Raw genomic sequence first — 23,393 nt, forward strand, 5'->3', positions numbered from 1 at the left:
TAAAACATGGTATAATGAAGTATTAAGAATTCAGGAGGGAAGCAGATGCGTTGTCCTAAGTGTGGTGGTAGTAAATCGAGTGTTATTGACAGTCGGCAGGCTGAAGATGGTAATACAATTCGTCGTCGTCGTGAATGTGAAGAGTGTCAATATCGTTTTACAACTTATGAACGTGTAGAAGAACGGACGCTCGTTGTCGTTAAAAAAGATGGCACGCGGGAACAATTTTCAAGAGATAAGATCTTTAATGGAATCATTCGTTCGGCGCAAAAACGTCCTGTTTCTAGTGATGAGATTGAGGCGATTGTTAGCAGAATTGAGCAAAAAGTGCGTAGCAATAATGAAAATGAGATTGCGAGTGAGTTTATCGGAGGTCTGGTAATGAAAGAATTAGCGGAATTAGATGAGATTACCTATGTTCGCTTTGCCAGTGTCTATCGTAGTTTTAAAGATGTGAGCGAGTTGGAAAACCTCTTGAAGCAGATTACAAAAACAGCTAAAAAGAAAAAGGAACAATAAATGAAACCCAATGATCAATTTTCTTTTGTGAAAAATAATCTGATCAGTCAGGATAGTACAAATTTAATTCGTCTGTATTTGCCGATTTTAGGGCTTGATGCGACCTCTATTTATCAATATTTGCTCGCTTTTTGGGATAATGGGAAATCATCTTATACTTTTGGACACATTTTGAATCATCTCAATCTGGGAATGAATGCCTTACAAAAGAGTTTAGAAATTTTGTCTGCTATGCGGTTAGTAGAGCTTTATCATGCGGAGAATTATTTTCAAGTTTATTTGCAGCCGACTTTATCTGCTGTTGACTTTTTAGCTAATCCTGTTTATAGACGTCTTTTGGAAAAGAAGATTGGTGAAGCTGCGGTAGAGGCTTTGTTACCTAGTCAACCAAGGGGTGAGAAGCAAGATGTGAAGCTGTCAGAGATTTTTCAAGTAGAAGAAACGAAGGTGGAGACACAAATAAAGCAGAATCATTTTGAGTTGGACTATTTTAAACAATTGATGGCACGTGAAAACTTGCGCTTTGATAATGAAAAAGAAGATTTGCTGGTACTCTTTGCCATTGCAGAGAAAAAAAATTGGACCTGGTATGAGACCTATTTGTTAGCTAAAAAAACAGCTGTCGGTCATGTGATTTCAACTAAGCGAATGAAGCAAAAATTACAGCAAAAAGTTTCAAATGAACTGTTTTCAACTCAAGAGCAAACGATTCTTCGAGAGGCTAAGAGTAAAACAGCTCTGCAATTTTTGGCGGAAATCAAGAAAGCTAAGCATGCAACGATTACACACGGAGAGCGTCAGTGCTTGACAGAAATGGCAAATTTGGGCTTGTTAGATGAAGTGATCAATGTAATTTTACTATTGACTTTTAATAAGGTAAATTCAGCCAACCTTAATGAAAAGTATGCTTTAAAAGTAGCAAATGATTTTTCCTATCAAAAAATCTTCTCAGCTGAAGAGGCTGTGGTGTATATTCGCGAACGTTATCAAACACAGCATAGCAAAAAAGCAGCGAAAGATTCTGATCCAAAGAGCAATGTTCCTGACTGGAGTAATCCTGACTATAAGAATGAAACAAGTGCTGAAAAGCAGGCTGAGCTAGAGGAGCAAAAGAGAAAACTTTTAGCGAAATTAGATCAAGGAGGTGACTAGATGGAACGTGTTGGACAAGCAATGTCACGTAGAAATGGTGCGCAGCAATTTGATTATGATAAATTGGTCGAGCAAATCATGGCTGATCCAGATGTGGCGGCTTTTATCCAGTCAGAAGGGATGACACCAGCTGAAATCAAACGAAGCATTTCTAAGTTTAATCAGTATATTTCTGAGCGAAATCGTTTTTTACTAGGCGATAAGGCTTATATTGCTAAGGGATATAAGCCAATTTTAGTGAAAAATGAGGGATATGCTGACGTTTCTTATGAAGAAACTCCAGAGCTAGTTGAAGCACAGAAGCAAGCAGCTATCAATGCGCGCTTAAACCTGATTAGTCTTCCGGCTAGTCTCAAGGAAGCTAGTTTGGCAAAAGTGGATTTAGACGATGTTGGTCGTTACAAGGCTTTTGAGTTGCTGACGAATTTTGTGGCAGATTATCCAAACTATAAAAAAGCGATTTACCTTTATGGTGATTTTGGCGTGGGTAAAAGTTACATGATGGCTGCCTTAGCACATGATTTGTCGGAAAAACGCAGTGTTTCCACGACGTTGCTTCATTATCCTAGTTTTGTGTTGGATGTAAAGAATGCCATTTCTTCCGGTTTGGTGAAGGAAAAGATTGATGAAGTAAAAGTAGCACAAGTCTTGATTTTGGATGATATTGGTGCGGAGCAATCAAGTCCTTGGATGCGAGATGAGATTTTGCAGGTTATTTTGCAGCATCGGATGCAGGAAAATTTGCCAACTTTCTTTACATCAAATTTTAATTTTGCGGATTTGGAACGCCATTTTGCTACATCCAAAAACGGAGATGAAACTTGGCAGGCTCGTCGGGTCATGGAAAGAATAAAATTCTTAGCAGAGGAAGTGCGTCTGGAAGGAGAAAATCGCCGGTGAATGAAATAGTTCATTGTTAGATGAGAAGTTACTTTATGTAGATCAGTTGACTAGTGAATAAATAAGAAAGAGGAAAATATGGCTTTACCAACCATTGCCATTGTCGGTCGTCCCAACGTTGGCAAATCAACACTTTTTAATCGGATTGCCGGGGAACGGATTTCTATTGTTGAGGATGTTGAAGGGGTCACTCGTGACCGTATTTACGCGACGGCTGAATGGCTGAATCGCAAGTTTAGCATGATTGATACAGGTGGTATTAATGATGTGGATGCTCCTTTTATGGAGCAAATCAAGCACCAAGCAGAGATTGCTATGGATGAGGCAGATGTTATCGTTTTTGTTGTGTCTGGAAAAGAAGGTATTACAGATGCGGATGAATACGTGGCTCGTATGCTCTACAAGACCCATAAGCCGATTATTCTAGTGGTCAATAAAGTAGATAACCCAGAGATGCGTAATGAAATTTTTGATTTTTATGCGCTGGGCTTGGGTGGCCCTTATCCCGTTTCTTCCGTTCATGGAATTGGCACAGGGGATGTCCTAGATGCCATTGTTGAAAATCTACCGAATGAGGAAGTGGCTGAAAATCCTGATATGATTAAGTTTAGTCTGATTGGCCGTCCTAATGTCGGCAAGTCTAGCTTGATCAATGCCATCCTGGGTGAGGATAGGGTTATTGCCAGTCCTGTTGCTGGTACTACGCGTGACGCCATTGATACGGTCTTTACGGACAGTGAAGGTCAGGAATTTACCATGATCGACACGGCTGGTATGCGCAAGTCAGGCAAGGTCTATGAAAATACAGAGAAGTATTCTGTTATGCGAGCTATGCGAGCGATTGACCGATCTGATGTGGTGCTTATGATGCTCAATGCTGAAGAGGGCATTCGCGAGTATGACAAGCGCATTGCTGGTTTTGCTCATGAAGCTGGTAAAGGAATCATTATCGTTGTGAACAAGTGGGATACGCTGGAAAAAGATAACAAGACCATGCAAAATTGGGAAGCAGATATTCGCGACCAATTTCAGTATCTTTCTTATGCACCGATTGTCTTTGTATCAGCTCTTACCAAGCAGCGTTTGCATAAGCTTCCAGAGATGATTAAAAATATCAGTCAAAGTCAAAATACCCGCATACCGTCTGCAGTGCTCAATGATGTCATCATGGATGCTATCGCAATTAATCCGACGCCAACTGACAAGGGCAAACGCCTCAAGATTTTTTATGCGACTCAAGTAGCAACCAAACCGCCAACCTTTGTCATCTTTGTCAATGAAGAAGAACTCATGCACTTTTCTTACCTTCGTTTCCTAGAAAATCAAATTCGTAAGGCCTTTGTTTTTGAAGGGACACCAATTCATCTTATTGCCAGAAAGCGGAAGTAGGGCGGAGCCAGCTAAACAAGGACTGGCATAAAAATAATAGGAGAAGCACAAGGTGATTAGTTTAATGTACCTATGTGAGAAAGAAATATGAATTGGATGAATGTTTCTAGGGCAGTGCTCATTGGAATTGCAAGTTTAGATTATACGAATATTTACTACGATGATAGACAGTATAAACCATTTGGTTTTCGTTAATGGTTATCACTTTTTAGTCTGATATTTGTAGGAGTTGCACATCTTTTCTTGACTGCCATAACGTTGGGAACCATTTGACTTATGATAACAAAATTCTCTTTCCCTTTACTGGAGATTTGGCTCTTTTTAGTGTTCCTAGTAACACGCACTAAATGCTATAAAAAGCTCAAAGAAAATATTTTTTAAAAGAAAGCAAGAAATAGCTTGCTTTTTTCTTTATGCCGAAAATATGATATAATGAATAGATAAAATAAAGGTGGTACTTATGGCAAAATTGATTCCTGGGAAGATTCGGACAGAAGGGACGACTCTTTATGAAGCAGGGAAAATTGAAATTCTTAAAGTGAAAGATCGGATGATTTACAGCCGAGTTGAAAATCACAATCTGCGATATAGCTTGGACGACGAAGCCATTTTTTGTGCCTGTGATTTTTTTCAAAAAAAGAAATATTGTGCTCATCTCGCAGGATTAGAATATTTTCTAAAAAATGACCCCGAAGGAAAAGTTGTTTTGGCCAATCTGGAAGAAGAACAGACAACTTCTGAGGCAACACAAACAAAGGTCTCTTTTGGCAGTCTTTTTTTGGATAAAATTCTTCTAACAGAAGAAATACCTGTTCGATATGAATTATCGGCAGTTGGGCAAGAAGATGATTATACAGGACAATTTCTGTGGACGTTGCGTATCAGTCGTTTACCCGATGAACGCTCTTATGTTGTTCGAGATATTCGTGCTTTTTTAAAAATTGTTGAAAAAGGCGATTATTATCAAATCGGAAAACACTACTATGAAAAAATGCAATTAGCTGCTTTTGACGAAGCCAGCCAAGAGGTGATTCAGTTTTTACGAGGGCTTGTTTCTTATCAGCAAGATCAAGATGCTTCTTTTATTTTTCCAAATGCAGCTAGACATCTTTATTTTCCATCTAGTCTGTTTGAGGAAGGCTTGAATCGGCTTATGAATTTGCCGCATTTCCGCTTAGAATACAGTCTTTATGACTATGACGAAGTTTTTTTCCAAGATTTACATGCCGAAGTAGGAATTTATGATTTTACAGTAGAGGAAAATTCAGATTATTTTGAACTCACTATTACGGAGCAAAATTATAAAATTCTATACGGTGGTGACTTTATTTTTTATGGAAATCATTTTTACCAATTAACTGAACAGCAAAAGCGTATGATTCAGGTGATGCGAGAATTGCCTGTGGACACCGATCGTAAAAAACGCCTGCAATTTGATACAAGTGATCAAGCGAAACTGGCTTCAGGATTACTAGAATTTCACAAAATCGGCTCTATTCATGCACCAGAAAGTTTGGTGATTCATACTTTCACCCCGTTATTTAATTTTGAGTTGTTAGAGTCTAAAAAAATCAGTCTCAAAATTCAGTTTGATTATGGAACTCGTATAGTCGCCAGTCGTTTGGAGTTAGAGAAATTACCATTTGCTAGTGATTTTCAGTTAGAGCAGAAAGTTTTTCAACAAGCTCTGTCTGCTGGTTTTGAAGCAAATTTTGTAAGCAAGCGTCCTCCGCTGCAGCCACAAGAGCTTTATTCATTCTTCACATCAACTCTTCCTCGTTTCAAACGATTGGGAAAGGTAATTGTATCAGAAAATTTGGCAGCTTTATACCAAGTTGAAAGACCGACAATTTCGATTCAGACAAATGGTGGTTTGCTAGATATCGGTTTTGACTTTACCAGTATTGACCAGGCGGAAGTGGATGATGCTTTAGCAGCTCTTTTTTCGACCAATGATTATTTCATCAGTAAATCTGGCAAGGTGCTCGTTTTTGATGAGGAAACAAAAAGAGTCAGCAAAACCTTACAGGATTTACGAGCTAAAAAAGGAAAAAATGGTATTTTCCAGACACAGCGGATTGCTGCCTATCAGCTATCTGAATTGTTCAAATGCCAAGAAAAAGTGAGCTTTTCAGAAGAGTTTCGCCATTTAGCTTTTGATTTGACGCATCCGGAGGAATTTACACTGCCGCCATTAAAAGTGGAGGCAACTTTGCGTGATTACCAAGAAACTGGTGTCAAGTGGATAAGCATGCTTGACCGTTACGGGTTTGGTGGTATTTTAGCAGATGATATGGGGCTTGGGAAAACACTCCAAACGATAGCCTTTTTAAGTAGCAGGCTAAAAAAGGAAACGAACGTCTTAATTTTGGCGCCGTCTAGTTTGATTTACAATTGGCTGGATGAGTTTGCAAAGTTTGCACCAGATATTGATGCGGCAGTCATCTATGGCTTAAAATCAATAAGAGATAACTTAATTGCAGAAAGCCATCAGGTGATGATTACAAGTTATGCCTCTTTCCGTCAAGATGTTGAAGAATATAGTCAATTGAACTTTGATTATCTCTTTTTAGATGAAGCACAGGTCATGAAAAATGCGCAAACTAAGATTGCTCATCATTTACGAAATTTTGAGGTCAAAAATACTTTTGCTCTTTCTGGAACACCGATTGAAAATAACCTCAGCGAATTATGGTCTATTTTTCAAATTGTTTTGCCAGGATTATTACCTAGCAAAAAGAACTTTTTGAAACTGCCTGCAGAAACTGTTGCTCGTTTTATCAAACCATTTGTCATGCGGCGAAAGAAAGAAGATGTCTTGCAAGAATTGCCAGAACTCATCGAAGTTTCTTATCGCAATGAGCTTGCAGATAGTCAAAAGGCTATCTACCTAGCGCAACTAAAACAAATGCAGGAGCGTGTGCTTACTTCTACAGAGGAAGAACTGAATCGTAGCAAAATGGAAATTTTGTCTGGTTTGATGCGGTTACGTCAAATCTGCGATACTCCCACGCTCTTTATGGAGGACTATCATGGAGATAGTGGCAAACTAGAAAGCCTGCTAGAACTATTAGAGCAGATTCAGACAGGAAGCCACCGTGTGTTAATCTTTTCTCAATTCCGAGGAATGCTAGACATTATCGAAAAAGAATTGAAAAAGATGAAAATGGAGACATTTAAAATTACAGGTTCTACACCAGCAAAAGAGCGGCAAGAAATGACAAATGCTTTTAATAATGGGGAAGGAGACGCCTTTTTAATCTCTTTAAAAGCTGGTGGTGTTGGCTTGAATCTAACTGGTGCTGATACTGTTATCTTAGTAGACCTTTGGTGGAACCCAGCAGTAGAGTCTCAGGCAATTGGTCGAGCTCACCGTATGGGTCAAGAAAGAAATGTAGAAGTATATCGATTGATTACGCGAGGAACGATTGAAGAAAAAATTCAAGAGTTGCAGGAAAGCAAGCGTCATCTCGTATCAACTATCCTAGATGGAACAGAATCCCGTAGCAGCCTAACCGTTGCTGAAATACGAGAAATTCTAGGAATTTCTACAGAAACACTTGAAAAATAGCACCAATAGGTTATAATGAAGTGTTGAAAGGAAATGTGCTCATGAAAGAAAAAACTTTTCCATTGATTTCTGATGATGAGATTATGCTATCAGAAATGCCGCGTATGAACCTTTACGATGAAAGTGATCTTATCAGCAATATTAATGGTGACTATGTTGATAAAAATTATTTAGAATGGGAACCAATTGTAAAGAAAATTGCAGATAGTCAAGTAAAAGAAGGAAAAGCTTACCAAGCAACTTCAGCTATTCCGTCTGCTGAAGTCGCCAAACCTGCCCCAAAAAGCTATGCAGAATTGGCTAGAGAAGAAGCCAGAGCGGATTTAAAAAAGAAACGCTCAGCAGCTTATTTGACTTCAGACTTTATAACTAAAAAACGCTCCCATCCTGCTGTTAATACTGCTAATACAGCTATTTCACATCAACCAACAGCATTTTTCCAAAAGGAAAATGGTAGTGGGTTATCAAAATATAGTCGAAATTTAAAGCAGGATCATTATATTTTAGCAGATATCAAAGTAAATACCTCTTTGCCGAAGGAATCACCCAAAAAATCTAAAAATAATTATGACTTTTTAAAAACAAGTCAAATTTATAACAAAAAAGAATTGCAAAAGCAAAGAGAGCGTCGGATAGCGCAAGAGCTAAATTTAACACGGTTGGAAGAAAAATAATCGAATGTTGACAAAAAGTAAAGACGTTTTGGTGTGAACGCGATTTCACCTATTTAATGTTCTTTGTATTTAAGGAGAAATTATGACAAAAACCTATCATTTTATCGGGATTAAGGGCTCTGGAATGAGTGCCTTAGCATTGATGCTGCATCAAATGGGACATCAAGTTCAAGGAAGCGATGTTGAAAAATACTATTTCACTCAACGTGGCTTAGAACAAGCAGGAATTAAAATCTTGCCTTTTGACGAAAAAAATCTTCAAGCAGATGTAGAAGTTATTGCAGGAAATGCTTTCCGTCCGGATAATAATCTTGAAATTGCCTACGCCGATGCAAATGGCATTTCTTATAAGCGTTACCATGAATTTCTTGGAATCTTTATGCGTAATTTTGTCAGCATGGGGGTGGCGGGTGCACATGGAAAGACATCAACGACTGGCATGTTAGCACACGTTTTGTCAAATATTACAGATACTAGTTATCTCATCGGTGACGGTACGGGACGTGGCTCTGCAAATGCGAAATATTTTGCGTTTGAAGCAGATGAATATGAGCGTCACTTTATGCCTTATCATCCTGAATATTCGATTATTACGAATATTGACTTTGACCACCCAGATTATTTTACCAGCTTAGAAGATGTTTTCAATGCATTTAATGATTATGCTAAACAAGTTAGCAAAGGGGTGTTTGTTTACGGTGAAGACAAGGAGTTGCGTCGGATTACAGCCAATGCTCCTATTTATTATTATGGTTTTAAGGAAGGAAATGACTTTGTCGCTCATGATCTGCTTCGTTCTACGACGGGTTCCAGCTTTAAAGTTTCTTTCCGCGGAAAAGAATTAGGAGAATTCAAGATTCCTAGCTTTGGTCGCCACAATATTATGAATGCAACAGCTGTTATTGGTTTATTGTATACAGCTGGATTTGATTTGACTTTGGTTCGAGAGCATTTGGCTACTTTTGGTGGTGTGAAACGTCGCTTCACTGAAAAAATGGTGAATGGAACGACAATTATTGATGACTTTGCTCATCACCCTACTGAAATCATTGCAACTTTAGATGCAGCTCGCCAGAAATATCCAAGCAAAGAAATCATTGCAATTTTCCAACCCCATACCTTTACTAGGACTATTGCACTTTTGGATGAATTTGCAGAAGCTTTGAATCAAGCAGATGCAGTGTATTTAGCACAGATTTATGGTTCTGCACGTGAAGTGGATCATGGAGATGTCAAAGTAGAAGATTTGGCAGCGAAGATCGTGAAAAAAGCAGACATCATTACCGTTGACAATGTTTCTCCCTTACTAGAACATCCAGATGCAGTTTACGTTTTCATGGGGGCTGGTGATATTCAAACCTATGAATATTCTTTTGAACGCTTATTATCCAATTTGACAAGCAATGTCCAGTAATCTAACTCCTCAAGTCACTCTTCGAGCAGCTATTTTGGAAGATTTGGAAACAATAAAGGCTATCGAACAGGTGAATTTTTCCACAACAGCGGTTGGTGCAGAAACTATTCAAAAATGGATTGCACATGTTCCCATGCTTAATAGCAGAATTAAATGAAAAAATAGCTGGCTACATCGTAGGGTCAGCCGTTTTTTCACGTCATTTAACAGATGAGTTGTTTGAAAAAGTGGCAGAAAATCCAGATTCGGGTGGTTTCATTGCTATTCAAAGTTTGTCTGTTCATCCGGATTTTAAAGGACAGGGAATTGGAACTCTGCTACTTGCAGCTTTAAAAGAAAAAGCAGTCGTTCAAAATCGACAAGGGATCAATCTAACTTGTCATGATTATTTGATTTCCTATTATGAAATAAATAATTTTAAGAATGAAGGAATTTCAGATTCCGTTCATGCTGGAGTCGTTTGGTATGATATGGTTTGGGATAATCCGTATTTTAAGGAGTAAAAATGAAGATTAGACAAGCAAATTTAGCAGATTTGGATGCTATTACGGCTATTGAGTTGGAGAATTTTGGACCAGAGGAAGCCTTAAGTCGAGAGATTTTAGAAATTCATATTCAAAAATTAACAACAAGTTTCTTAGTCGCTGAACGAGGCGGTCAGATGTTAGGCTACCTAGAGGGACCTGTTCGTCCAGAACGCCATCTAGTAGATCAATCCTTTACTTCAGAAGTAAAAGATTATAGTCATTTACCGAATCATTATATTTCGTTGACCAGTTTATCGATTTCTAAAAATGCGCAAAATATGGGACTAGGTCGTAGCTTGTTGGATGCAATGAAAGAGATTGCTATTCGAGACCAGCGCTTGGGAATCAACTTAACTTGTCATGATTATTTAGTCGGCTATTATGAAAAGCATGGTTTTATCAATGAGGGCCTGTCTCAATCTACCTATGCAGGTGAACTTTGGTATGATATGGTTTGGGAAACGCCTAGTAATTGAGAGACGTATTGATTATTTCGTAGAAAGCCTGAAAGAAAGGCTTTCTCTTATTGCTTTTCTTTTCCTTTTAAGATATAATAGTAGGGATATTGAACAAGGAGGTCAACTATTTGGCTGAAGATTCACAAGAAAAAGAAGGGTTGAGTTTTAAAGAGCAAATTCTGCGAGACTTAGCTAGAGCAAAGGGGACTGAACAACCTACCCCTGTAGAAAAATCTAATGATTTACACGAAAAGTTGGGGCTAGGCCAATCGACACTTCCTTCTATTCAGGAAGAAGAGGAAACACTTGCTTCTGAAATGGATATACCACAGGTGCAAAAAGAAGAAACTAACGAGCCAGAGCCAGCTCCATTAGAAAGTCCTCTTCCAACCATTGAGCAAATAGAAGCCGAAGCGGCAGCTAGGGAAGAGAAAGAGTTTAATACTCATACAACGAAAGTCCCTGTTTCTTACCCAATCAATAAAGCGGTCGAAGAAATCAAGGTTCCAGAAGAATTGGTTCAGCCTGCAGTTTACGGAACAGAGAAAGAAACAAAGCAACTTTCTCGTTCAAATCGGACTTCTCAGATAGTCACTACTAAGAAGCGTCAAAACAAAATCGCAGGAAAAATTGTTAAAACTGTTTTGATATTACTGCTTTTAGGAATTGGAATAACTGGTTTCTTTGCTTATCGTTATGTTGCGTCGGCACTACAACCAGTTGATGCGAAAAATACCAAGTATGTAACGGTTAAGATTCCGACTGGATCGAGCACCAAAGAAATTGGAACGGTCTTGGAAAAAGCTGGTTTGATCAAAAATGCTCAGATTTTTAGCTATTATGCCAAATTTAACAATTATGCAGATTTCCAATCAGGTTATTACAATCTACAAAAGAGTATGAATTTGGATGCAATTGCTAAAAAACTACAGCAAGGTGGAACGGATACTCCGCAAGATCCATCAATGGAAAAATTGACGATTCCAGAGGGATATACGATTGAACAAATTGCAAAAATGATTGCGAAGCTGAAGAAAAATAAATTATCTTCAGAAGCTTTCTTAAAGAAAATACAAGATGATAATTTTATTACTCAGGAAGCTGCGAAATATCCGAAATTATTGGAAAACCTAGCTAAAAAAGAGAGTGGTGTAAAGTATCGCTTAGAGGGCTATCTTTTCCCTGCTACTTACAATGTGACAGATAGTACAACAGCTGAAACTCTCATTGATCAAATGTTAGCTGCAATGGATAAGACTATGTCACGATATTATGATGTTTTAGCAACGAAGAACTTGACGGTGCACGATGTTTTAACAATTGCATCCTTGGTTGAAAAAGAAGGTTCAACAGATCAAGATCGGAAAAATATTGCAAGTGTTTTTTACAACCGTTTGAATCAAAATATGCCTTTACAAAGCAATATTGCAATTCTGTATGCTCAAGGAAAACTTGGACAAAAAACGACCTTATCGGAAGATGCTGCAATTGATACGAATATTGATTCGCCTTACAACGTCTATAAAAACACTGGTTTAATGCCTGGTCCTGTAGATAATCCGAGCCTCTCTGCTATTGAAGCGACAGTTAATCCAGTTAAAACTGATTATCTATATTTCGTAGCTAATACAGAAACAGGCAAAGTTTATTTCGCAACTACCTATGCAGAACATGAGAAAAATGTTCAGGAGCATGTCAATAGTAAATTGACAAAGCCAAGTAGTTCGAATTAAAAGGAGTAGGGCAAAATTGGTACTTCGTAGAACTTGATTTGATTCTCCTTTAGCGCAATGAAAATTAGGTCTGAATAGAATGCAATAAGCATATTTTAGATTGGATGGAGATTGTGCCTTGCAAAGGAATCACACACGATATTAGAAAGTTGGGACATTATTGTCCCAATCTCTTTGTTTAAAAAATAGAAAGAAGAAAATAATGGCAGAAAAAACTTATCCTATGACCCTTGAAGAAAAGGAAAAACTTGAAAAAGAATTAGAAGAACTTAAATTGGTTCGCCGTCCTGAAGTAGTAGAGCGTATTAAAATTGCTCGTTCTTATGGAGATTTATCAGAAAATAGTGAGTATGAAGCAGCCAAAGATGAGCAAGCTTTTGTTGAAGGACAAATATCTAGTCTAGAAACCAAGATTCGTTACGCTGAAATTGTAGACAGCGATGCAGTAGCTCATGATGAAGTCGCTATTGGTAAGACCGTTACGATTCAAGAAGTTGGTGAAACAGACGAAGAAGTCTATATGATTGTTGGCGCAGCTGGAGCAGATGCTTTTGCTGGAAAAGTCTCTAATGAAAGTCCTATTGGACAAGCTCTAATTGGCAAGAAAACAGGTGACACAGCTACAGTTGAAACACCTATTGGTAGTTATGATGTAAAAATCCTAAAAGTCGAAAAAACAGCATAATTAAAAAAAGGAAACGCGCCCCATGGTATCATCACAATCACGGGGCGCGTCTCAGTAAAACATAGAGGAGGGAAACATGTCCCATCAGTCCCAAGTGATTTTAACCAACATGTGTCTAATTGAAGATGATCAGAATCGTATTGTTATGCAGATTCGGGACCCAAAACGGTATTCTTGGTCAGGAGCAGCTCTACCTGGCGGACATATAGAAGAAAAAGAAAGTCTCCACCAAGCAGTTGTGCGTGAAGTATATGAGGAAACGGGATTAACAATCCATCGTCCTAGACTGGTTGGTATGAAACATTGGTATACGGCGGAAGGTATTCGTTATCTGGTCTTTCTTTATCGTACAAATGAATTTTCTGGTCATCTTCATTCGTCAGAAGAAGGTGAAGTTATGTGGGTGGCACGTGAAGAGTTAGACACTCTCGAATTGGCTTATGATTTAAAAAATCTACTACGTATTTTTGATGATAAATCGTTGTCAGAATTATTTTATAGTGAGCGCTTAGAAAATGATTTTGTTCGTGAATTTTGGTAAGTTTATTTTTAAATGAGAATATTCTGTCATTCAAGTTGGTGTTTGAAAAGATGGAGTGTTGTTTCATAGTAGGATGATTTTCTGATTGAACGGCAAGCAAAAAGCTGGAATGATTATCCCAGCTTTTTTTGTTTATCTTGAACGTTGTTTTCCAGCATTACGATTTTTCTTTTTATTTTGTTTTCTATTTTCGATAACGGCCTGTGCTTGAGGGGTTACATCCTTTTTATAAGTAGAATTTTTAATGGCTTTAGGTGGGTTATTTTTGTATTCTTCAGCTACGCGTTTTCTGAGCTGAGGACGAATGTAATGATTGATAATCAATTGTTGAATGATCATAATGAAACCGCCGACTACCCAGTAAAGTGTTACACCTGCTGGAGCTGTGAAAGAAAAGATAACAATCATGAGCGGGCTCATGTACATCATTTTTTTCATTTGTTCTTTTTGAACTTCATCAACACCGACAAGAGTTAAAGCAGACTGGATGAAATACAAAACACCGACGATAGCAGTAAGGAGAATGCTGGCTTTTCCAAGTGGAATACCTAAAAATACGCTGTGTGCAATTCCTTCAGTGTATTGAGCTGAAAAGTACAAAGCCGAGAAGAAAGGCAATTGAATCAATAATGGTAAGCAGCCAATCCCGCCAAACATGCTGACACCATTTTCTTTTTGAGCAGCCATGAGTGCTTGCTGAGCAGCAAGTTTTTCTTCTTGTGTTTCAGCATTTTTCATACGTTCTTGGATAGGCTCAAAAATAGGCTTCAAGTAGTTCATCTTTTCAGATTGATAAGTTGCTTTCCATGATTGATAAAGTCCCAGTGGCAAAATGATCAGCCGCACAATCAGGGTAACAATGATAATAGCAACACCAAAACCTAGCCCCATGTTATTAGCAAAATACTGAATGGCAAGGCTCATTGGTCTTCCAATGATATCCCAGACAAACCCAGCAGGCTTACCATCTTTTACTTGCACACATCCTGAGAGCAGCAGAAGCATAGATAACCCTAATCCTGAGAATAAAATACGATTTAATTTTTTCACGTGTTTGGTTTCCTTTTTCTAAAAAATAATACCTTTCTATTCTACTGTTTTTTTTCTAAATATACAATAGTTCTTAGGACTTAATTTGCAATTTTAAAATCTGAATAGGATTCAAAATTCGTCATTGTAACATCTAAATAGCTGACTTTTGAAAATGGCGTTGGTCCTTTGCGGATTTCTTGGATAAATTTTGCCATAAGGGCAGAGTTTTCTGCTTGTGCCAAAATCTCTACGGTACCATCTTCATTATTCCAGACACGCCCTGTAATGCCACCAATTTCTGTAGCAAGCCTATAGACTCCCCAACGGAATCCGACCCCTTGTACGCGACCTTGCGCAATCATTCTTACTTTTTGCATGCGAGCCTCCTTTTTGTGATATAATATACCTATGAATATTATAACCTCAAAAGCGAATAATGTGGTAAAAAATACTAAAAAATTACTTCAAAAAAAGTATCGGAAGGACTCATACTTAATTGAGGGTTGGCATTTATTTGAAGAAGCAGTAAATGCACAAGCTGAGATTCGACATATCTTTGTTTTAGAAAATTTTTTTGATAAAGTGAAAGATTTTTCTCAAGTTCATGTGGTAACCTCAGAAATTTTGACTGATTTGGCTGATTCGAAAACGCCGCAGGGCATTGTGGCAGAGATTGCATTTGAAAAACAATCTGCTCCTTCATTTCTCAAAGGGAAATATCTCTTTTTAGAAGATGTGCAGGATCCCGGAAATGTAGGAACGATTATCCGAACGGCTGATGCAGCTGGTTATGATGGAGTGTTTATTTCGCAGCATTCGGCAGATATTTACAATCTGAAAACTCTGCGTTCCATGCAAGGCAGTCATTTTCATTTGCCTATTTATCGAGTAAAAACAGCAGATTTTCTTGAGCTTGCCAAACAAATACAATTGCCGGTCTTGGCAACGACACTTTCAAAAGATTCGATGGATTATCGAGAATTAGCACCAATGACAGATTTTGTTCTTGTATTGGGAAATGAAGGGCAAGGAATCAGCCAGCAGATGATGGATAAGGCAGATCAACTGGTTCATATTTCGATGAAAGGACGAGCTGAGAGTTTAAATGTCGCCGTTGCAGCAGGAATTCTCATCTTTTCTTTAAGTTAAAATTTAGAAATATATTTATAATTTGAAGCACATGGAGGTGGTTCTATGCTTTATAAAGAAGATAAAGAGTATATGGAGCATGTTGGACAATTGATTGCTCAACCACGCGTCCAGAAATTAAAAACCATAACACATCACATTTATTCCAACCGTTTGGAACATTCGATTCATGTTAGTTATACGAGTTATAAAATTGCTAAGAAATTAGGTTGGGATGCAAAAAGTACCGCGCGTGGAGGTCTTTTGCACGATATGTTTTATTATGATTGGCGTGAAACGAAATTCAATAAGAGCCATGCTTGGGTACACCCTCGGTTAGCGGTGAGGAATGCACGGAAAGTAACCAAACTAAATAAAGTCGAAGAAGATATCATTCTCAAACACATGTGGGGTGCAACAGTAGCGCCACCGCGGTATAAAGAGGGCTATATTGTCACCATGGTGGATAAATACTGGGCAATCAAGGAAGCAATAGCACCAGTTCGGAAAAAGATTGCTAAAAGAAGACTTTTCCACAGAAAAATGTTAAAATCATAACATATAACAATAAAGGAGAGAGCTTATGAACAATACAATTATTCAAGAAAATAGTGGCATCAATAGTTTTTATGCAAAAGTATACTCTTTAGTTGGAATGGGGATTGGTATTTCTGCTCTTGTATCAGCACTAATGCTGACCATCTTTCAAGATGTGATTTTGTCTGTCATGACAGGAAATACTTGGATTTTTTACTTAGCAATTTTTGCTGAGCTGATCCTTGTCTGGGTAGCTTCGGGCATGTCTGCTAAAAACAATCCAGCTGCATTGCCAACTTTTCTAGTTTATTCGGCTTTAAATGGTTTTACGATTAGTTTAGTGTTGGCTCTTTACACACAAGCAACAGTTTTAGCAGCCTTTGTTACTTCTTCTGCAATGTTTTTTGCGATGGCACTGATTGGCAAATTTACTAAGAAGGATTTGTCTGGTCTAGGCAGAGCTTTTATTGCAGGTCTGATTGGAATTATTATTGCTAGTTTGGTGAATATTTTTCTTAGGAGCTCTGGACTGGATTTCATCATTAGTATTATTAGTGTGATTATCTTTTCTGGCTTGATTGCTTGGGATAATCAACGAATCCGTTATGTCTATGAGCAATCGGGAGGAAATGTAGCAGCTGGTTGGGCAGTTTCATTGGCCTTGAGCTTGTATCTTGATTTTATCAATTTATTCCTAAGTATTCTTCGTATTTTTGGAAGAGATAATTAGGAGTGAAAGAAATATTAATGATTGGAAGTGGGACAAAAATCGGTAACTCGAAGAGTTCGATTTTGTCGTCCCATCCCCGCAACGATGGCTAGGCTTTAAAAAGCTTGATATAAGCGCCTTTAAAGCCAGACAGTAACTGCCGTCTTGCAAATTTTGCTACATAGTTTTAGGAGACTGAGAATTTTTGTCTCAGTCTCTTTTTGTTTATGAAAGAATGAGCTTGTTAGATGTCTTAGCCCATTGACAAGAGTATCGTTTTCTATAGTTTGGACTTTGAAAAATAGACAATTTTTGATATAATAAGAAGATGTAAAAAGGGAAAAGAGGATTACATATTTATGAATTTACTATTAGCTATTTTGTTGATTATTCTTGCTTTTTTTGGTGGCATGGTCGCTGGCATGTATCTTGTCCGCAAACAAATTGAAAAAGAATTTGCAGACAATCCACGTTTGAATATCGATGCTGTCCGTACGATGCTATCCGCAAACGGACAAAAACTAAATGAAGCAAAGGTACAACAAGTGTATCGTCAAATTAAAAATCAACAAAAAGCAGCACTTGAAAATGCTAAAAAGAAAAAATAATCTTTGTTTTATACGATAAATTGATTTTTAAAGAGATAAATGAATGGGGATTTGGGACTTGCACCCAGTCCCTTCTTTAGAAAGAAGAACTTATGGATAATCGACCAATTGGTTTTTTAGACTCAGGCGTGGGCGGTTTGACAGTTGTTCGTGAGTTGATGCGGCAACTTCCACATGAGGAAGTAATTTATATTGGCGATTCTGCACGTGCGCCTTATGGTCCCCGACCTGCAGAGCAGATTCGTGAGTACACATGGCAATTGGTACAATTCCTTTTAACCCAAAATGTCAAAATGATTGTTCTCGCCTGCAATACAGCTACTGCTGTGGTTTGGGAAGACATCAAAGAAAAATTAGATATCCCGGTTTTAGGAGTCATCTTACCAGGAGCTAGTGCAGCAATCAAAGCATCTCAACATGGAACGATTGGCATTATAGGAACGCCAATGACGATTCAATCAGATATTTATCGTCAAAAAATCGAACGTCTCTTACCAGAAGTGAAAGTGACGAGTCTTTCCTGTCCCAAATTTGTACCGCTAGTAGAATCTAATGAACTGTCGTCTAGTATTACGAAAAAAGTGGTGTATGAAAGTTTAATGCCTTTAAAAGGCAAGGTGGATACTTTAGTACTAGGCTGTACTCATTATCCTTTACTAAAACCAATCATTCAAAATGTGATGGGACCAACTGTGAAATTGATTGACAGCGGAGCAGAATGTGTACGGGACATTTCTGTCTTGCTAAACTATTTTGAAATCAATCATAGCAGAGAAGGAAAACTCCCGCAACACTGCTTTTTTACAACAGCTAATGCGAAAAGGTTTGCTGAAATTGCAGAAACGTGGTTAAACAAAAAAATAAATGTGGAGCATGTAACATTATGAGCAATAAAGTTTATGAGTATAAAGATGCTCAAGATTGGTATGTTGGAGAATGGTCTTCCTATGGCGGCGGATTCTATTTTAAAGATGTCATTTCAGAAGAACTTAGTCGAATGGAGGAAGAGCTCCGTCAATTAGTAGTTGAAGGACAGTCTTTTTCTGTTGCAGTGATTCAATATAACTCAATCATGTCTTTTGTTCAATTCGTCTTGCAACTAATCAATGAAAATCAAGCATCACAGTTTCAGGCACAATTTCATAAGGGTGCTATTTTAATCACGGAAAAGGGACAATTAGTTTTAGTGCACTTACCTGAAAAAGGTGTCAAATTAAATGTTTTCTTTTCTCAACAAGAATTGTCAGGTTTGACAGTAGGAGATACGATTTTAATTGCTACTCGTAATGAGGGAAAGACCGCTGAATTCCGCAGAATCTTTGAAAAATTAGGCTATCAGATTGAAAATTTGAATGACTATCCTGATTTACCAGAGGTCGCAGAAACTGGGATGACTTTTGAAGAAAATGCTCGTTTAAAAGCAGAGACTATCTCTAAGCTGACTGGCAAAATGGTATTGGCAGATGATTCAGGCTTAAAAGTAGATGCGTTAGGTGGTCTGCCTGGAGTTTGGTCTGCTCGCTTTGCTGGAAATGATGCGACAGACTTAGAAAATAATGCAAAACTACTACATGAATTGGCAATGGTTTTCGAGTTGAAAGATCGCTCAGCGCAGTTTCATACAACTCTTGTGGTAGCAAGTCCTACTAAAGAAAGTCTAGTCGTGGAGGCTGACTGGGCAGGCTATATTAATTTTGAGCCAAAAGGGGAGAATGGATTTGGCTATGATCCGTTATTTTTAGTAGGTGAAACAGGCAAAACATCTGCAGAATTAACAATGGAAGAAAAGAATGCTCAATCACATCGAGCTCAAGCAGTTCAAAAATTAGTGGAGGTATTTCCAACATGGCAAAACAAACTATCATCGTAATGAGTGATTCTCATGGAGATCGTGCTATTGTAGAAGAGATCAAGACCTATTATCTCGGAAAAGTAGATGCTATTTTTCATAATGGTGATTCTGAGCTGCCAAGTGATGACGAAGTGTGGCAAGGAATTTATGTTGTAGCAGGGAACATGGATTTCTATGGTGGCTATCCAGATCGTTTGGTGACGGATTTAAATGGTACCGTTATTGCACAAACTCATGGTCACCTTCAGCATATCAACTTTGGTTTTCAAAAATTGGATTTATGGGCACAAGAGGTAGATGCGGATATTTGTTTATATGGGCATTTGCATATTCCAGATGCGTGGATGGAAGGAAAAACGCTCTTTTTAAATCCGGGGTCGATCAGTCAACCACGAGGTGTTATTAATGAGCGACTTTATGCCAAGGTAGAGATTACTGATGATGCATTCCATGTAGATTACTATACACGTCAACACGAACTATACTCTCGCCTCTCAAAGGAGTTTTCTCGATGATTGCCAAAGAATTTGAAAATTTTCTCTTACAGCAAGAAGACACTTTTTTAACACCGGCAGAAAACTTGGCTGTCTTGATTGATACCCATAATGCAGACCATGCTATTTTATTACTGAGTCAAATGACATACTCACGAGTACCGGTAGTGACAGATCAGAAAAAGTTTGTGGGTACGATTTCGCTAACAGATATCTTGTCTTATCAAATGCAGCACGAAATCCCTGATGAGGAGTTTATGACAACTGATATTGTGCATATGGCAAAAAAAGATGACCTAACTGTCGGCCCAGATTTTACATTGACAGAAGTACTACATAAATTAGTAGATGAGTCCTTCTTGCCAGTTGTTGATCAGGAAAATACGTTTCAAGGAATTATTACGCGCAAATCTATCTTAAAAGCAGTCAATGCTCTTTTACACAGCTTTGCGAATGAATACGAGATCCATCCAAAATGAAAGAAGAAATAATCACCTTTTTAGAAAGAAAAAATTTATCTGACAATTCAAAAACAGCTTATTTTTATGATTTGGAGCAGTTTATAGATGTGATTCATGCAAAAATTACAGATACTAATCTTCGAATTTATCGAGCTTCTATTGCTGACTTCAAACCTTCTGTTCAAAAGCGAAAGCTATCTGCTGTCAATCAATTTTTGTATTATTTATACAACAAACGATTCATTTCAAATTTTTATCGCCTGGAGTTGCCAAAAGTTGGAATTCCGAAAGAACACGATGCGGAGATTTTGGACTTATCTAATTTTTATGCCGATACAAATCAATATAACGGTCGTTTGATTGCACTTCTCATTTTGGAAATGGGGCTGTTACCAAGTGAAATTTTGCAGTTAAAAGTAGCAGATGTAAATCTAGATTTTCAGATTATTCGCATTGAGAAAGCAGGTCAAAAGCGTATTGTTCCTATTCCAGATCAATTGATTGGAGAACTGGGAACAACTCTGGAAGGGACTTATTTGTTAGAAAAAAATGGGAAAACCTATTCACGGCAATGGGGCTTTCGTCAATTAGAGGCTTTTTTGATTGAAAAAAATCAAGCTACTTTATCTGCTCAGAGTTTGCGAGAGCAATATATTTTACGTCAGCGAGAGAAAGGCGTAGAAATATATGAAATTGCGCGCAATTTAGGTTTGAAAACAATGATGACGTTGGAAAAATATAGATAATGGACATAAAAATTAAAGATTTTGAAGGCCCGTTGGATTTATTACTTCATTTGGTGTCAAGATACCAAATGGATATCTATGATGTGCCGATTACAGAGGTTATTGAGCAGTACTTAGCTTATGTAGCGACCCTTCAAGCTATGAAGTTAGAAGTGACAGGTGAATATATGGTCATGGCGAGTCAGCTCATGTTGATTAAAAGTCGGAAGCTCTTGCCAAAAGTGGCGGATACCGTAGAAACTGAAGAGAATCTGGAGCAAGATTTACTTGCTCAAATCGAAGAATATCGGAAATTCAAATTGTTAGGTGAAAAAATGGCAGAGCAGCATGAAGAACGGGCTCTTTATTATTCCAAACCTAAAATCGAATTGGTATATGAAAATGCTGAGTTACGTCATGACAAAACAACGATTGATTTGTTTCTGGCCTTTTCAAAGTTGATGACACAAAAAAGAGAAGAATTTGCTCAAAATCACACAACCATTGTCAAAGACGAATATAAAATTGAAGACATGATGAATGTAATATGCAATCGTTGCCATTTACAAGAAAAAATTGCTCTTCAAGCAATCTTCTCAGAAACAAAAGATATAAATGAAGTCATTACTCTATTTTTAGCAACATTGGAATTGGTAAAAGTGCAAGAAATTCAAGTGGTGCAGGAAGAAAATTTTGGGAATATTTATCTAATGGGAAAAAGAAATGAGTAAATTAGCAGAGATTGAAGCCTTGCTCTTTGTAGCAGGTGAGGACGGCTTGCGTGTCCGTCAACTAGCAGATCTCCTCTCTATACCGCCTACGGGTGTGATACAGAGTTTGGAGAAATTAGCAGAAAAATATCGAAAAGACGAAGATTCAAGTCTTGCTCTATTAGAGACATCGAATGCTTATAAAATTGTTACCAAACAAGATTTCGCTGACCTTTTGCGGGAATATTCAAGAGCTCCGATCAATCAAAGTTTATCAAGAGCTGCACTTGAAACCTTGTCGATTATTGCTTACAAGCAGCCCATTACAAGAATTGAAGTGGATGAGATTCGTGGTGTCAATTCTAGTGGTGCAATCTCTAAGTTACAGATTTTTGATTTGATTCGCGAAAATGGGAAAAAAGAAGTGCTTGGTCGCCCAAATCTTTATGTGACGACTGATTATTTTTTGGATTATATGGGCATCAATAGTCTAGAAGAATTGCCAGTAGTGGAAGAAACAGAGTTAATAATAGAGGAAAGTCAACTATTTGTTGAAAGGATAGAGGATGAGAATTAATAAATATATTGCCCATGCTGGGATTGCTAGTCGTAGAAAAGCAGAAGAATTGATAAAGCAAGGGCTGGTCACTGTAAACGGACAAGTTATTCGTGAATTGGCAACGACGATCAAGTCTGGAGATCGCGTGGAGGTAAATGGTCAGCCAATTTACAATGAAGAAAAAGTGTACTACCTCTTAAATAAGCCACGTGGTGTTATTTCAAGCGTGACAGATGACAAAGGTCGTCAAACAGTAGTTGATTTGTTACCAAATGTCACAGAACGGATTTATCCAGTAGGGAGGCTTGATTGGGATACGTCAGGTGCCTTAATTTTGACAAATGATGGAGATTTTACAGATGAAATGATTCATCCTCGAAATGAGATTGATAAGGTCTATGTCGCTCGTGTCAAGGGGGTAGCTGATAAAGAGGTCCTTCGACCGTTGACAAAAGGTGTAAAAATTGATGGTAAGAAAACTAAACCAGCTGTTTATGAAATTCTGAAAGTAGATCCGGTTAAGAATCGTTCGATTATCCAGTTGACGATCCATGAAGGGCGAAATCATCAAGTAAAAAAGATGTTTGAGGCTGTTGGTTTGCAAGTAGATAAACTTTCCCGCACGCAATTTGGCCATCTAAATTTAACTGGTCTTCGTCCAGGTGAAGCTCGCCGTCTCAATAAAAAAGAGGTCAGTCAGTTACATAATCTAGCTGTTACAAAGAAAAAATAATGAAAAAAGTCCTTATCGCGCTAATCCATTTTTATCAAAAATTTATCTCACCGGCTTTTCCACCTTCCTGTCGTTATCAGCCAACTTGCTCAAACTACATGATTCAAGCGATAGAAAAACATGGCATCAAGGGTTTGTTGATGGGGATTGCACGTATTTTGCGTTGCCATCCATGGGCGAACGGAGGAGATGATCCTGTACCGGATGATTTTAGCTTGAAACGCAATCACTCAGAAAATAAAGAAACTCACTAGTCTATTGACTGGCGAGTTTTTATTGGAT

At 37.9% G+C, this 23,393-nt stretch carries 26 protein-coding genes and 1 pseudogene; 25 read left to right on the forward strand and 2 right to left on the reverse strand.

Annotated elements, in window-relative coordinates; all coding sequences use genetic code 11:
- Positions 1–45 precede the first annotated feature (45 nt).
- The 12 genes and pseudogenes from nrdR (at position 46) to HMPREF1514_RS08925 (ending at position 13,563) form a co-directional block, all read left to right on the forward strand.
- Positions 46–519, forward strand: a complete 474-nt coding sequence (nrdR, locus tag HMPREF1514_RS08870) for a transcriptional regulator NrdR (RefSeq protein ID WP_003068126.1) — start codon at positions 46–48, stop codon at positions 517–519.
- Positions 520–1,671: a DnaD domain protein gene (locus HMPREF1514_RS08875; RefSeq protein ID WP_037598787.1), complete on the forward strand. Its 1,152-nt coding sequence runs from the start codon at positions 520–522 to the stop codon at positions 1,669–1,671. It abuts the gene before it with no gap.
- The gene (gene dnaI, locus HMPREF1514_RS08880; protein WP_037598788.1) at positions 1,672–2,571 is read left to right on the forward strand and encodes a primosomal protein DnaI; all 900 of its coding nucleotides are present in this window, start codon (positions 1,672–1,674) and stop codon (positions 2,569–2,571) included.
- A 78-nt stretch (positions 2,572–2,649) separates the two neighbouring features.
- The gene (gene der, locus HMPREF1514_RS08885) at positions 2,650–3,960 is read left to right on the forward strand and encodes a ribosome biogenesis GTPase Der (RefSeq protein ID WP_037598789.1); all 1,311 of its coding nucleotides are present in this window, start codon (positions 2,650–2,652) and stop codon (positions 3,958–3,960) included.
- A gap of 460 nt (positions 3,961–4,420) precedes the next feature.
- Positions 4,421–7,531 carry a DEAD/DEAH box helicase gene (locus tag HMPREF1514_RS08890; protein WP_037598791.1) on the forward strand — a complete coding sequence of 1,037 codons (3,111 nt, stop codon included), beginning with the start codon at positions 4,421–4,423 and terminating at the stop codon, positions 7,529–7,531.
- 41 nt (positions 7,532–7,572) lie between these two features.
- Positions 7,573–8,205, forward strand: a complete 633-nt coding sequence (locus HMPREF1514_RS08895) for a hypothetical protein (RefSeq protein WP_006269471.1) — start codon at positions 7,573–7,575, stop codon at positions 8,203–8,205.
- An 82-nt stretch (positions 8,206–8,287) separates the two neighbouring features.
- Complete coding sequence (gene murC / locus HMPREF1514_RS08900; protein WP_037598792.1) at positions 8,288–9,619, forward strand: UDP-N-acetylmuramate--L-alanine ligase; 1,332 nt, start codon at positions 8,288–8,290, stop codon at positions 9,617–9,619.
- A pseudogene (locus HMPREF1514_RS08905) lies at positions 9,609–10,122 on the forward strand (GNAT family N-acetyltransferase). The gene murC and the pseudogene HMPREF1514_RS08905 overlap by 11 nt, the downstream one beginning before the upstream one ends.
- A 2-nt stretch (positions 10,123–10,124) precedes the next feature.
- Positions 10,125–10,622, forward strand: a complete 498-nt coding sequence (locus tag HMPREF1514_RS08910; protein ID WP_037598793.1) for a GNAT family N-acetyltransferase — start codon at positions 10,125–10,127, stop codon at positions 10,620–10,622.
- A 110-nt stretch (positions 10,623–10,732) separates the two neighbouring features.
- Entirely contained in the window at positions 10,733–12,337 is a 1,605-nt protein-coding gene (mltG, locus tag HMPREF1514_RS08915) for an endolytic transglycosylase MltG (protein ID WP_037598794.1), read from the forward strand.
- 202 nt (positions 12,338–12,539) lie between these two features.
- Positions 12,540–13,022 carry a transcription elongation factor GreA gene (gene greA, locus HMPREF1514_RS08920; protein WP_003068147.1) on the forward strand — a complete coding sequence of 161 codons (483 nt, stop codon included), beginning with the start codon at positions 12,540–12,542 and terminating at the stop codon, positions 13,020–13,022.
- Between the two features lie 76 nt (positions 13,023–13,098).
- Complete coding sequence (locus tag HMPREF1514_RS08925; RefSeq protein ID WP_037598795.1) at positions 13,099–13,563, forward strand: 8-oxo-dGTP diphosphatase; 465 nt, start codon at positions 13,099–13,101, stop codon at positions 13,561–13,563.
- 132 nt (positions 13,564–13,695) lie between these two features.
- Here HMPREF1514_RS08925 and yidC read toward each other — a convergent pair whose 3' ends face one another.
- On the reverse strand, positions 13,696–14,613 hold the full coding sequence (yidC, locus tag HMPREF1514_RS08930; protein WP_037598796.1) for a membrane protein insertase YidC: 918 nt from the start codon (positions 14,611–14,613) through the stop codon (positions 13,696–13,698).
- A gap of 80 nt (positions 14,614–14,693) precedes the next feature.
- Entirely contained in the window at positions 14,694–14,972 is a 279-nt protein-coding gene (locus tag HMPREF1514_RS08935; RefSeq protein ID WP_003068151.1) for an acylphosphatase, read from the reverse strand.
- Positions 14,973–15,003: 31 nt separating this feature from the next.
- Here HMPREF1514_RS08935 and HMPREF1514_RS08940 point away from each other — a divergent pair, with 31 nt between their 5' ends.
- The 13 genes from HMPREF1514_RS08940 (at position 15,004) to yidD (ending at position 23,365) form a co-directional block, all read left to right on the forward strand.
- Positions 15,004–15,744 (forward strand): TrmH family RNA methyltransferase, encoded by a 741-nt coding sequence (locus HMPREF1514_RS08940; RefSeq protein ID WP_037598797.1) that lies wholly within the window; start codon positions 15,004–15,006, stop codon positions 15,742–15,744.
- A 45-nt stretch (positions 15,745–15,789) separates the two neighbouring features.
- Positions 15,790–16,281, forward strand: a complete 492-nt coding sequence (locus tag HMPREF1514_RS08945) for an HDIG domain-containing metalloprotein (RefSeq protein ID WP_003068154.1) — start codon at positions 15,790–15,792, stop codon at positions 16,279–16,281.
- A 25-nt stretch (positions 16,282–16,306) separates the two neighbouring features.
- Positions 16,307–16,990 carry a Bax inhibitor-1/YccA family protein gene (locus HMPREF1514_RS08950; RefSeq protein WP_003068155.1) on the forward strand — a complete coding sequence of 228 codons (684 nt, stop codon included), beginning with the start codon at positions 16,307–16,309 and terminating at the stop codon, positions 16,988–16,990.
- A 338-nt stretch (positions 16,991–17,328) separates the two neighbouring features.
- A complete protein-coding gene (locus HMPREF1514_RS08955) occupies positions 17,329–17,577 on the forward strand; it encodes a YneF family protein (RefSeq protein WP_037598798.1) in 249 nt (82 codons plus the stop codon).
- 92 nt (positions 17,578–17,669) lie between these two features.
- Positions 17,670–18,464: a glutamate racemase gene (gene racE, locus HMPREF1514_RS08960; protein WP_037598799.1), complete on the forward strand. Its 795-nt coding sequence runs from the start codon at positions 17,670–17,672 to the stop codon at positions 18,462–18,464.
- On the forward strand, positions 18,461–19,447 hold the full coding sequence (locus HMPREF1514_RS08965) for a nucleoside-triphosphate diphosphatase (protein WP_003068158.1): 987 nt from the start codon (positions 18,461–18,463) through the stop codon (positions 19,445–19,447). Before racE ends, HMPREF1514_RS08965 begins: the two co-directional genes overlap by 4 nt.
- Positions 19,423–19,944: a metallophosphoesterase gene (locus HMPREF1514_RS08970; RefSeq protein ID WP_006269447.1), complete on the forward strand. Its 522-nt coding sequence runs from the start codon at positions 19,423–19,425 to the stop codon at positions 19,942–19,944. The genes HMPREF1514_RS08965 and HMPREF1514_RS08970 overlap by 25 nt, the downstream gene beginning before the upstream one ends.
- Positions 19,941–20,402, forward strand: a complete 462-nt coding sequence (cbpB, locus tag HMPREF1514_RS08975) for a cyclic-di-AMP-binding protein CbpB (protein WP_003071900.1) — start codon at positions 19,941–19,943, stop codon at positions 20,400–20,402. The genes HMPREF1514_RS08970 and cbpB overlap by 4 nt, the downstream gene beginning before the upstream one ends.
- Positions 20,399–21,130, forward strand: coding sequence for a site-specific tyrosine recombinase XerD (gene xerD, locus HMPREF1514_RS08980; protein WP_037598800.1), 732 nt, complete (start codon positions 20,399–20,401; stop codon positions 21,128–21,130). The genes cbpB and xerD overlap by 4 nt, the downstream gene beginning before the upstream one ends.
- The gene (locus HMPREF1514_RS08985) at positions 21,130–21,840 is read left to right on the forward strand and encodes a segregation/condensation protein A (protein ID WP_037598801.1); all 711 of its coding nucleotides are present in this window, start codon (positions 21,130–21,132) and stop codon (positions 21,838–21,840) included. Before xerD ends, HMPREF1514_RS08985 begins: the two co-directional genes overlap by 1 nt.
- On the forward strand, positions 21,833–22,396 hold the full coding sequence (gene scpB / locus HMPREF1514_RS08990) for an SMC-Scp complex subunit ScpB (protein ID WP_037598802.1): 564 nt from the start codon (positions 21,833–21,835) through the stop codon (positions 22,394–22,396). The genes HMPREF1514_RS08985 and scpB overlap by 8 nt, the downstream gene beginning before the upstream one ends.
- Positions 22,386–23,111 (forward strand): pseudouridine synthase, encoded by a 726-nt coding sequence (locus HMPREF1514_RS08995; protein WP_003076243.1) that lies wholly within the window; start codon positions 22,386–22,388, stop codon positions 23,109–23,111. The genes scpB and HMPREF1514_RS08995 overlap by 11 nt, the downstream gene beginning before the upstream one ends.
- On the forward strand, positions 23,111–23,365 hold the full coding sequence (gene yidD / locus HMPREF1514_RS09000; protein WP_037598803.1) for a membrane protein insertion efficiency factor YidD: 255 nt from the start codon (positions 23,111–23,113) through the stop codon (positions 23,363–23,365). Before HMPREF1514_RS08995 ends, yidD begins: the two co-directional genes overlap by 1 nt.
- Positions 23,366–23,393 lie beyond the last annotated feature (28 nt).

Origin of the sequence: Streptococcus sp. AS20, assembly GCF_000524255.1 — a bacterium.
Lineage (GTDB): Bacteria > Bacillota > Bacilli > Lactobacillales > Streptococcaceae > Streptococcus > Streptococcus constellatus.

Bases quoted from the DNA above. Each gene is read 5' to 3' on its own strand.
- nrdR (WP_003068126.1), top strand. From the start codon at position 46: ATGCGTTGTCCTAAGTGTGGTGGTAGTAAATCGAGTGTTATTGACAGT.
- HMPREF1514_RS08875 (WP_037598787.1), top strand. From the start codon at position 520: ATGAAACCCAATGATCAATTTTCTTTTGTGAAAAATAATCTGATCAGT.
- dnaI (WP_037598788.1), top strand. From the start codon at position 1,672: ATGGAACGTGTTGGACAAGCAATGTCACGTAGAAATGGTGCGCAGCAA.
- der (WP_037598789.1), top strand. From the start codon at position 2,650: ATGGCTTTACCAACCATTGCCATTGTCGGTCGTCCCAACGTTGGCAAA.
- HMPREF1514_RS08890 (WP_037598791.1), top strand. From the start codon at position 4,421: ATGGCAAAATTGATTCCTGGGAAGATTCGGACAGAAGGGACGACTCTT.
- HMPREF1514_RS08895 (WP_006269471.1), top strand. From the start codon at position 7,573: ATGAAAGAAAAAACTTTTCCATTGATTTCTGATGATGAGATTATGCTA.
- murC (WP_037598792.1), top strand. From the start codon at position 8,288: ATGACAAAAACCTATCATTTTATCGGGATTAAGGGCTCTGGAATGAGT.
- HMPREF1514_RS08910 (WP_037598793.1), top strand. From the start codon at position 10,125: ATGAAGATTAGACAAGCAAATTTAGCAGATTTGGATGCTATTACGGCT.
- greA (WP_003068147.1), top strand. From the start codon at position 12,540: ATGGCAGAAAAAACTTATCCTATGACCCTTGAAGAAAAGGAAAAACTT.
- HMPREF1514_RS08925 (WP_037598795.1), top strand. From the start codon at position 13,099: ATGTCCCATCAGTCCCAAGTGATTTTAACCAACATGTGTCTAATTGAA.
- HMPREF1514_RS08935 (WP_003068151.1), bottom strand. From the start codon at position 14,972: ATGCAAAAAGTAAGAATGATTGCGCAAGGTCGCGTACAAGGGGTCGGA.
- HMPREF1514_RS08940 (WP_037598797.1), top strand. From the start codon at position 15,004: ATGAATATTATAACCTCAAAAGCGAATAATGTGGTAAAAAATACTAAA.
- HMPREF1514_RS08945 (WP_003068154.1), top strand. From the start codon at position 15,790: ATGCTTTATAAAGAAGATAAAGAGTATATGGAGCATGTTGGACAATTG.
- HMPREF1514_RS08950 (WP_003068155.1), top strand. From the start codon at position 16,307: ATGAACAATACAATTATTCAAGAAAATAGTGGCATCAATAGTTTTTAT.
- HMPREF1514_RS08955 (WP_037598798.1), top strand. From the start codon at position 17,329: ATGAATTTACTATTAGCTATTTTGTTGATTATTCTTGCTTTTTTTGGT.
- racE (WP_037598799.1), top strand. From the start codon at position 17,670: ATGGATAATCGACCAATTGGTTTTTTAGACTCAGGCGTGGGCGGTTTG.
- HMPREF1514_RS08965 (WP_003068158.1), top strand. From the start codon at position 18,461: ATGAGCAATAAAGTTTATGAGTATAAAGATGCTCAAGATTGGTATGTT.
- HMPREF1514_RS08970 (WP_006269447.1), top strand. From the start codon at position 19,423: ATGGCAAAACAAACTATCATCGTAATGAGTGATTCTCATGGAGATCGT.
- cbpB (WP_003071900.1), top strand. From the start codon at position 19,941: ATGATTGCCAAAGAATTTGAAAATTTTCTCTTACAGCAAGAAGACACT.
- xerD (WP_037598800.1), top strand. From the start codon at position 20,399: ATGAAAGAAGAAATAATCACCTTTTTAGAAAGAAAAAATTTATCTGAC.
- HMPREF1514_RS08985 (WP_037598801.1), top strand. From the start codon at position 21,130: ATGGACATAAAAATTAAAGATTTTGAAGGCCCGTTGGATTTATTACTT.
- scpB (WP_037598802.1), top strand. From the start codon at position 21,833: ATGAGTAAATTAGCAGAGATTGAAGCCTTGCTCTTTGTAGCAGGTGAG.
- HMPREF1514_RS08995 (WP_003076243.1), top strand. From the start codon at position 22,386: ATGAGAATTAATAAATATATTGCCCATGCTGGGATTGCTAGTCGTAGA.
- yidD (WP_037598803.1), top strand. From the start codon at position 23,111: ATGAAAAAAGTCCTTATCGCGCTAATCCATTTTTATCAAAAATTTATC.